Below are 6,581 nucleotides of genomic sequence, written 5' to 3'. Positions count from 1 at the left end.
GTCACCCGCTTCTGCCGCAATCTCGGCTGCGAGGGCCTGCGCCAAATAGAATTTGAAATCGCGCAGGCCCTCGCAGCCGAGATTGCGGCAGAAGCGGGTGACGGTCGGCTCGCTGACGCCGACACGCGCGGCAATCTCCGAAATCGCTGCCTTGGAGGCGAAATCGAGATCGGAAAGCACCAAGCCGGCCAGCCGGCGGTCCGATTTGGTGCCGTCCTGCGACATCAGTTGCAGGCGGGTGATGATGTCGGCCGGGGTCTTCATCCTTTCATCTCACAGCGGCAGGCCCGTCGCCTTGTCGAAGAGATGGATGTTGCGCGGGTCGACGCTCACTGGCAGCCGGTCACCCGGCTTCACCTGCAGCCGGTCGCGGAACACGGCGCGTACCGTGTCGTCGCCGATCGAGCCATAGACATGGGTCTCTGAGCCGGTCGGCTCGACCACGTCGACGTCGATGGCGATGGCATCGTCACGCGCGCCGATGATGAAATGCTCGGGGCGGATGCCCGCCTCGACCGTGTCGCCGCCGGACGCTGTCTTGCCGGCAAGCGCCAGCCGGCCGCCGCCTTTGGTCTCGAACCAGGACTTGGCATCGGCGGTCTTCAGCGCGCCGGAAACAAAACTCATCGACGGCGAGCCGATGAAGCCGGCGACGAACTTGTTGGCCGGCCGGTCGTAGAGTTCGAGCGGCTGTCCGACCTGTTGGATGCGGCCACGATCCATCACGACGATGCGGTCGGCCATGGTCATGGCCTCGATCTGGTCGTGGGTGACGTAGACGATGGTCGATTTCAGCCGCTGGTGCAGCGCCTTGATCTCGGTGCGCATCTGCACGCGCAACTGCGCGTCGAGATTGGAGAGCGGCTCATCGAACAGAAAGACGGAGGGCTCACGCACGATGGCGCGGCCCATGGCGACGCGCTGACGCTGGCCGCCGGACAACTGCCTGGGATAGCGGTCGAGATAGGAGAAGAGGTTGAGCACGCCGGACGCTTTCTTCACCTTGTCGTCGATCGCGGCACGCGTCTCGCCGCGGATCTTCGGGCCGAAGCCGATATTGTCGGCGGCCCTCAGATGCGGGAACAGGGCATAGGACTGGAAGACCATGGCGATGTTGCGCTTCTGCGGCGGCAGGTCGTTGGCACGGGTGCCGCCGATCACGAGATCACCGGAGGAGATCGTCTCCAGCCCGGCCAGCATGCGCAGGAGCGTGGACTTACCGCAGCCGGACGGACCAACCAGCACGACGAACTCGCCGCTTTTGATCTCGAGGTTGATGTCCTCGAGGATTTTATGCTGGCCGAAGGATTTCGACAGGTTGCGAAACTGGACATCGGTCATGGTCACGCTCCCAAAATGTCATCAATGAAAGGCAGGTAGCCGGCTGTCAGTCCGGCGTCCACCGGCACCACGGCGCCCGTTATGCCGGATGCGCGGTCGGAAGCAAGGAAAGCCACGGCCTCGGCCACTTCCGACGCATTCACGATGCGGCCGAGCGGATAGAGCCGCTTCAGCCGGCCGAGGATCTCGGGATCCTTAGCCAGGCGATGATCCCAGGCGGCGGTGCGGATCGAGCCAGGGCAGACGACGTTGGCGCGCACGCCGCTGCGGCCAAGTTCGACGGCGATCGACTTGGCGTAAGCGTTGATGCCGGCCTTGGCGGCGGCATAGGCCGGATTGCCGAAATGCGCGATGGCGTTGACCGAGGAGATGAAGACGACGCTGCCCGAGCCGCGCGCGGCCATCGCCTTGACCAGCGGATCGGCGAAACTCATCACGCCGGCGAGGTTGAGGTCGAGCTCCTGTTCCATTCTGTCCGGCGTCAACGCTTTCAGCGTCTCGGCGCGCGTCCAGCCGGCATTGTTGACAAGGATATCCGGCACGCCGTCCTTGTCGAGCAGGCTTGAGATCGCCGCTTCGATCGAGGTGCGGTCGAGCAGGTTGAAAACGTGGCACGAGGCGATGTACGGGCTGGTCAGCGCCTCGGCCGACTGGTCGCAGCCGACGATGCGGCCGCCGCGCTCGGCCATCAGCGCCACGATCGCCGAGCCAAGACCGCCGCCGGCGCCGGTGACGACAATTGTCTTGCCCTCGAAATCGCCTTGCGACACCACGATCAGTGCTCCTCGCCACTTCCGACAGGGAGAGAACGCTACCCAACCAAATGTAATTAAGCAACATGATAAACTGCTTGCTTCCCCGAAAACCATCGATAATGTAGGAAAGTAACATAAATCCTGTGCCAACCGGCCAGGCGCGAATGCGCATTATGGGAGGAGATCGGATGAGCCTTGCGAAATGGACTGTCGGCCTGTTGGCCGGAATGAGCATGCTGGCGCTTGCCGCGCCGGCCGATGCGGGCGAGGTGCGCGTCACCGTCGCCGAATACAGCGCCAAGACTGGCCCCTATTTCGAAGAGGTGAAGAAGGAGTTCGAGGCGGCCAATCCCGGCATTACCATCAAATATGAAGTGGTGCCGTGGGACGTGCTCCTACAGAAGCTGACCACCGACATCACTGCCGGCACCAATGCCGATCTGTCGATCATCGGGACGCGCTGGCTGATCGACTTCGTGCAGCAAGACGTCGCCGAGCCGCTCGACAGCTACATCAAGCCCGAGTTCAAGGACCGCTTCATAGATACCTTCCTGCAGCCCTCGATCATGAACGGCCATACCTATGGCCTGCCGATCGCCGCCTCGGCGCGTGCCATGTATTACAACAAGGAGCTGTTCGAGAAGGCCGGCATAGCCAAGCCGCCGGCAACCTGGACCGAGTTGCAGGAGGACGCGCGCAAGATCAAGGCGGTCGGCGCCTTCGGCTACGGCCTGCAAGGCAAGGAGATCGAGACGGACGTCTATTACTACTACGCGATGTGGTCATTCGGCACCGAGATCCTCAACAAGGACGGCACGTCGGGCCTGAGCACGCCGGGGGCGCTTGAAGCGGCCAAGCTTTACAAGTCGATGATCGACGAGGGCCTGACCGAGCCTGGCGTGACCTCCAACAACCGCGAGGACGTGCAGAACCTGTTCAAGCAGGGCAAGGTCGGCATGATGATCACCGCGCCATTCCTCTCCAACCAGATCAAGGAAGAGGCGCCGAGCCTGAAATACGGCGTCGCCGCCATTCCGGCCGGGCCGACCGGCGCGCGCGGCACCTATGGCGTCACCGATTCCATAATCATGTTCAAGAACTCCAAGAACAAGGACGAGGCCTGGAAGCTGCTCGACTTCCTGTTCACCAAGGAGCAGCGCGCCAAGTTCACGCAAGGCGAAGGCTTCCTGCCCGTGAACAAGGAAGAGGCGAAGATGGACTATTACGTCAACAACGCCGACCTCGCCGCCTTCACCGCGCTGTTGCCCGACGCTCGCTTCGCGCCGGTCATCCCGGGCTGGGAAGAAATCGCCCAGATCACTTCCGACGCCATGCAGAAGATCTATCTCGGCAGCGCCGAGCCGGAGGCCGCTTTGAAGGAGGCGGCAGACAAGGCCAACGGCGTACTGAAGAAATAGGGCGTATCTCCCTGCGCCCGTGGCGCGCCCCACCCCGTCGGGGCGCGCCACATCTCTCCGGCTTGGCAATCGCAGGAAAACGGGCGCGGTTTTCTGTCGGATTGCGGAAGAACGACCGGGCAATCGGTTCAGACAAGGACAATCATCGATGTCGGCTCAAACGCCGGCGAGGAATGCAAATCCTGAAGCAATTGCCCAGGAAGAACGACAGCCAAGCCGGCAGGCCAGCGAAATTCCAATGCGGGGACCGTGCCTTGAGCACCAATGCCACTGCCATCTACCCGCAACGCGGTGCAAGCCAGCCGATGCAAAGCCGTGTCGTGCCCTATCTGCTGACGCTTCCCAGCCTTTTGCTGGCGGCGGTGGTGATCTTCTGGCCCGTCTGGGATCTCGTGCAGATCTCGACGCATGACGTGACTCGCTTTGGCCAGCTGCGCGACTTCAGCGGCCTGGCCAATTTCCGGGCGCTTGCTGCCGATCCCGATTTTGTCGCCGCCCTGTGGCGCACCGGCCTATGGACCGTGCTGGTGGTCGGCGGGGCGCTGCTCTTGTCGATCCCGGTGGCGATCATCCTCAATACCGACTTCTACGGCCGTGGGCTGGCCCGCGTCATCATCATGCTGCCCTGGGCGGTGTCGCTCACCATGACGGCGGTGGTATGGCGCTGGGCGCTCAACGGCGAAAGCGGCATGCTGAACTCGGGGCTGATGAAGCTCGGCCTGATCAGCCAGAACATCCAGTGGCTGGCGAGCGCCGAGACCGCCTTCCCGATGCAGGTGCTGATCGGCATTCTGGTGACGGTGCCGTTCACCACCACGATCTTCCTCGGCGGCCTGTCGTCGATCCCCGACGATCTCTACGAAGCCGCGGCGCTGGAGGGCGCGACCCCCTTACAGCAGTTCCGCGAGATCACCTTTCCGCTCCTAAAACCGTTCATCAACATCGCGATCGTGCTCAACACGATCTACGTCTTCAACTCCTTCCCGATCATCTGGGTGATGACTCAAGGGGGACCGGCGAACTCCACCGACATATTGGTCACCCATCTCTACAAGCTCGCCTTCCGCATCGGCAAGCTGGGCGAGGCTTCGGCGGTGTCGCTGGTGATGTTCGTCATCCTGCTCATCTTCACCATGATCTATGTGCGGCTCGCCATGCGGGAGCAACGCGCATGAGAAACGGCAAGCTGAAACGCTCGATCATCGCCTGGCTGCTGCTTGCGCCATTGATCGTGGTGACGATCTTCCCCTTCGCGGTGATGTTCCTCACTGCGGTCAAGCCGCGGACCGAAGTGCTGACGCCAACATGGTGGCCGAGCGAATTCCGCTGGTCGAATTTTGCCGATATGTGGGTGGCGACCGGTTTCGGCCAGGCGCTTCTCAATTCGCTCTATGTCTCGGCGCTCGCCACGATCGGCGCCATCCTGATCTCGGTGCCGGCGGCCTATGCCATGTCGCGCTTCCGCTTTGCCGGTTATGGCGCCTTCCGCCAGTTCCTGCTGATCTCGCAGATGATCTCGCCGATCGTGCTGGTGCTTGGCCTGTTCAGGCTGATGGCCGCCTGGGGGCTGGTCGAGAGCACGACGGCACTCGGCTTCATCTACATGGCCTTCAACGTCGCCTTCACCGTCTGGATGCTGCAGAGCTATTTCGACACCATTCCGCGCGACCTCGAGGAGGCGGCCTGGATGGAGGGAGCCGGCCGCTGGCTGACGCTGCGAAAAGTGTTCCTGCCGCTTTGCCTGCCGGCAATCGCTGTGACGGCGATCTTCACCTTCATCAACGCCTGGAACGAGTTCGTCGTGGCGCTCACCATGTTGCGCAGCCAGGAAAGCTACACGTTGCCGATCCAGGTTTTCTCGCTGGTCGCCGGCCGCTACACGATCGAATGGCACCACGTCATGGCGGCCACGCTGCTGGCGACGCTGCCGGTGGCGATCCTCTTCATCTGGCTCCAGCGCTACCTGGTCCGCGGGCTGGCATTAGGAGCGGTGAAATAGCAATCCCGGCAATTCCAGGAAAACTGTGGAGCGGTTTTCCGTCCGGAATTGCCAAAAACAAATAGTCCACGGAGTTTTGATGCGCATCTTCACCGCCTCCCTGGCGACGGAAACCAACACCTTCTCGCCGGTGCCGACCGACCGGGCCTCGTTCGAGATGGCCTTCTATGCCGGACCGGGAAAACATCCGGAGACGCCGACGCTGTGCTCCTCGCCGATCGTGGCGCTGCGCCGGCGCGCGACGAGCGAAGGCCTGACCGTCATCGAAGGCACCGCCACCTGGGCGGAGCCCGGTGGGCTGGTGCAGCGGCAGGCTTTTGAGGCGCTGCGCGACGAGATCCTCGACCAGCTCAATGCCGCCCTGCCGGTCGATGCGGTGATCCTCGGCCTGCACGGCGCGATGGTGGCGCAGGGTTATGACGACTGCGAGGGCGACCTGCTGGAGCGTGTGCGCGCTATCGTCGGGCCGAAGGTGGTGATCGCCTCGGAATTCGATCCGCACAGCCATCTGACGCCCAAGCGCGTCGCGGCCTCCGACATCATGGCCTATTTCCTCGAATTCCCGCACACCGATTTCTACGAGCGCGGCGAGCATGTGGTCGAGCTCGGCCTTGCCGCGGCGCGGGGCGAAATCAAGCCGGTGATCTCGACCTTCGACTGCCGCATGATCCAGGTGCTGCCGACCAGCCGCGAGCCGATGCGCTCCTTCGTCGACAAGATCAAAGCGCTGCACGGCAAGGACGGCGTGCTGTCGGTCTCGGTCATCCACGGTTTCATGGCCGCCGACGTGCCGGAAATGGGCACGCGAATCCTGGTCATCACCGACAACGACAAGGAAAAGGGCGAGAAGCTTGCCGAGACGCTGGGACGCGAGCTCTATGCGCTGCGCGAAAAGACGGCGATGACGATGCTCTCCGCCTCCGCCGGCATCGAGCGGGCGCTTGCCGTGCGTGCGGCACAGAAGGACAAGCCGGTCGTGATCGCCGATATCTGGGACAATCCGGGCGGCGGCGTGCCGGGCGACGGCACCATCGTGCTCTCCGAATTGTTAGCGCGCGGGATCGACAG

Annotated in this window: 6 protein-coding genes and 1 pseudogene; 4 read left to right on the top strand and 3 right to left on the bottom strand. The window is 63.0% G+C overall.

What is annotated here, in order from left to right:
• The 3 genes and pseudogenes from EOA79_RS28085 to EOA79_RS28075 all read right to left on the bottom strand — a co-directional run.
• A pseudogene (locus EOA79_RS28085) lies at positions 1 to 264 on the bottom strand (MurR/RpiR family transcriptional regulator); the annotation flags it as partial.
• A 9-nt stretch (positions 265 to 273) separates the two neighbouring features.
• The gene (gene ugpC / locus EOA79_RS28080; protein WP_095782651.1) at positions 274 to 1,341 is read right to left on the bottom strand and encodes a sn-glycerol-3-phosphate ABC transporter ATP-binding protein UgpC; all 1,068 of its coding nucleotides are present in this window, start codon (positions 1,339 to 1,341) and stop codon (positions 274 to 276) included.
• 2 nt (positions 1,342 to 1,343) lie between these two features.
• Positions 1,344 to 2,114 (bottom strand): SDR family oxidoreductase, encoded by a 771-nt coding sequence (locus EOA79_RS28075; RefSeq protein ID WP_164748186.1) that lies wholly within the window; start codon positions 2,112 to 2,114, stop codon positions 1,344 to 1,346.
• 170 nt (positions 2,115 to 2,284) lie between these two features.
• Between EOA79_RS28075 and EOA79_RS28070 the strand changes: the two genes are divergently transcribed.
• The 4 genes from EOA79_RS28070 to EOA79_RS28055 form a co-directional block, all read left to right on the top strand.
• A complete protein-coding gene (locus EOA79_RS28070; protein WP_067002159.1) occupies positions 2,285 to 3,514 on the top strand; it encodes a sugar ABC transporter substrate-binding protein in 1,230 nt (409 codons plus the stop codon).
• Between the two features lie 305 nt (positions 3,515 to 3,819).
• Positions 3,820 to 4,689 carry a sugar ABC transporter permease gene (locus tag EOA79_RS28065; protein WP_095826270.1) on the top strand — a complete coding sequence of 290 codons (870 nt, stop codon included), beginning with the start codon at positions 3,820 to 3,822 and terminating at the stop codon, positions 4,687 to 4,689.
• The gene (locus EOA79_RS28060) at positions 4,686 to 5,513 is read left to right on the top strand and encodes a carbohydrate ABC transporter permease (protein WP_067001418.1); all 828 of its coding nucleotides are present in this window, start codon (positions 4,686 to 4,688) and stop codon (positions 5,511 to 5,513) included. The genes EOA79_RS28065 and EOA79_RS28060 overlap by 4 nt, the downstream gene beginning before the upstream one ends.
• Positions 5,514 to 5,592: 79 nt before the next feature.
• Positions 5,593 to 6,581: M81 family metallopeptidase (locus EOA79_RS28055; RefSeq protein WP_164893971.1), on the top strand; the 989-nt coding region annotated here is incomplete at its 3' end.

Source organism: Mesorhizobium sp. M1A.F.Ca.IN.020.03.2.1 (assembly GCF_004023205.1).
Classification (GTDB): domain Bacteria; phylum Pseudomonadota; class Alphaproteobacteria; order Rhizobiales; family Rhizobiaceae; genus Mesorhizobium.
Note: the sequence above shows the minus strand (reverse complement) of the source record. Positions and strands in the feature narration are given on the sequence as shown.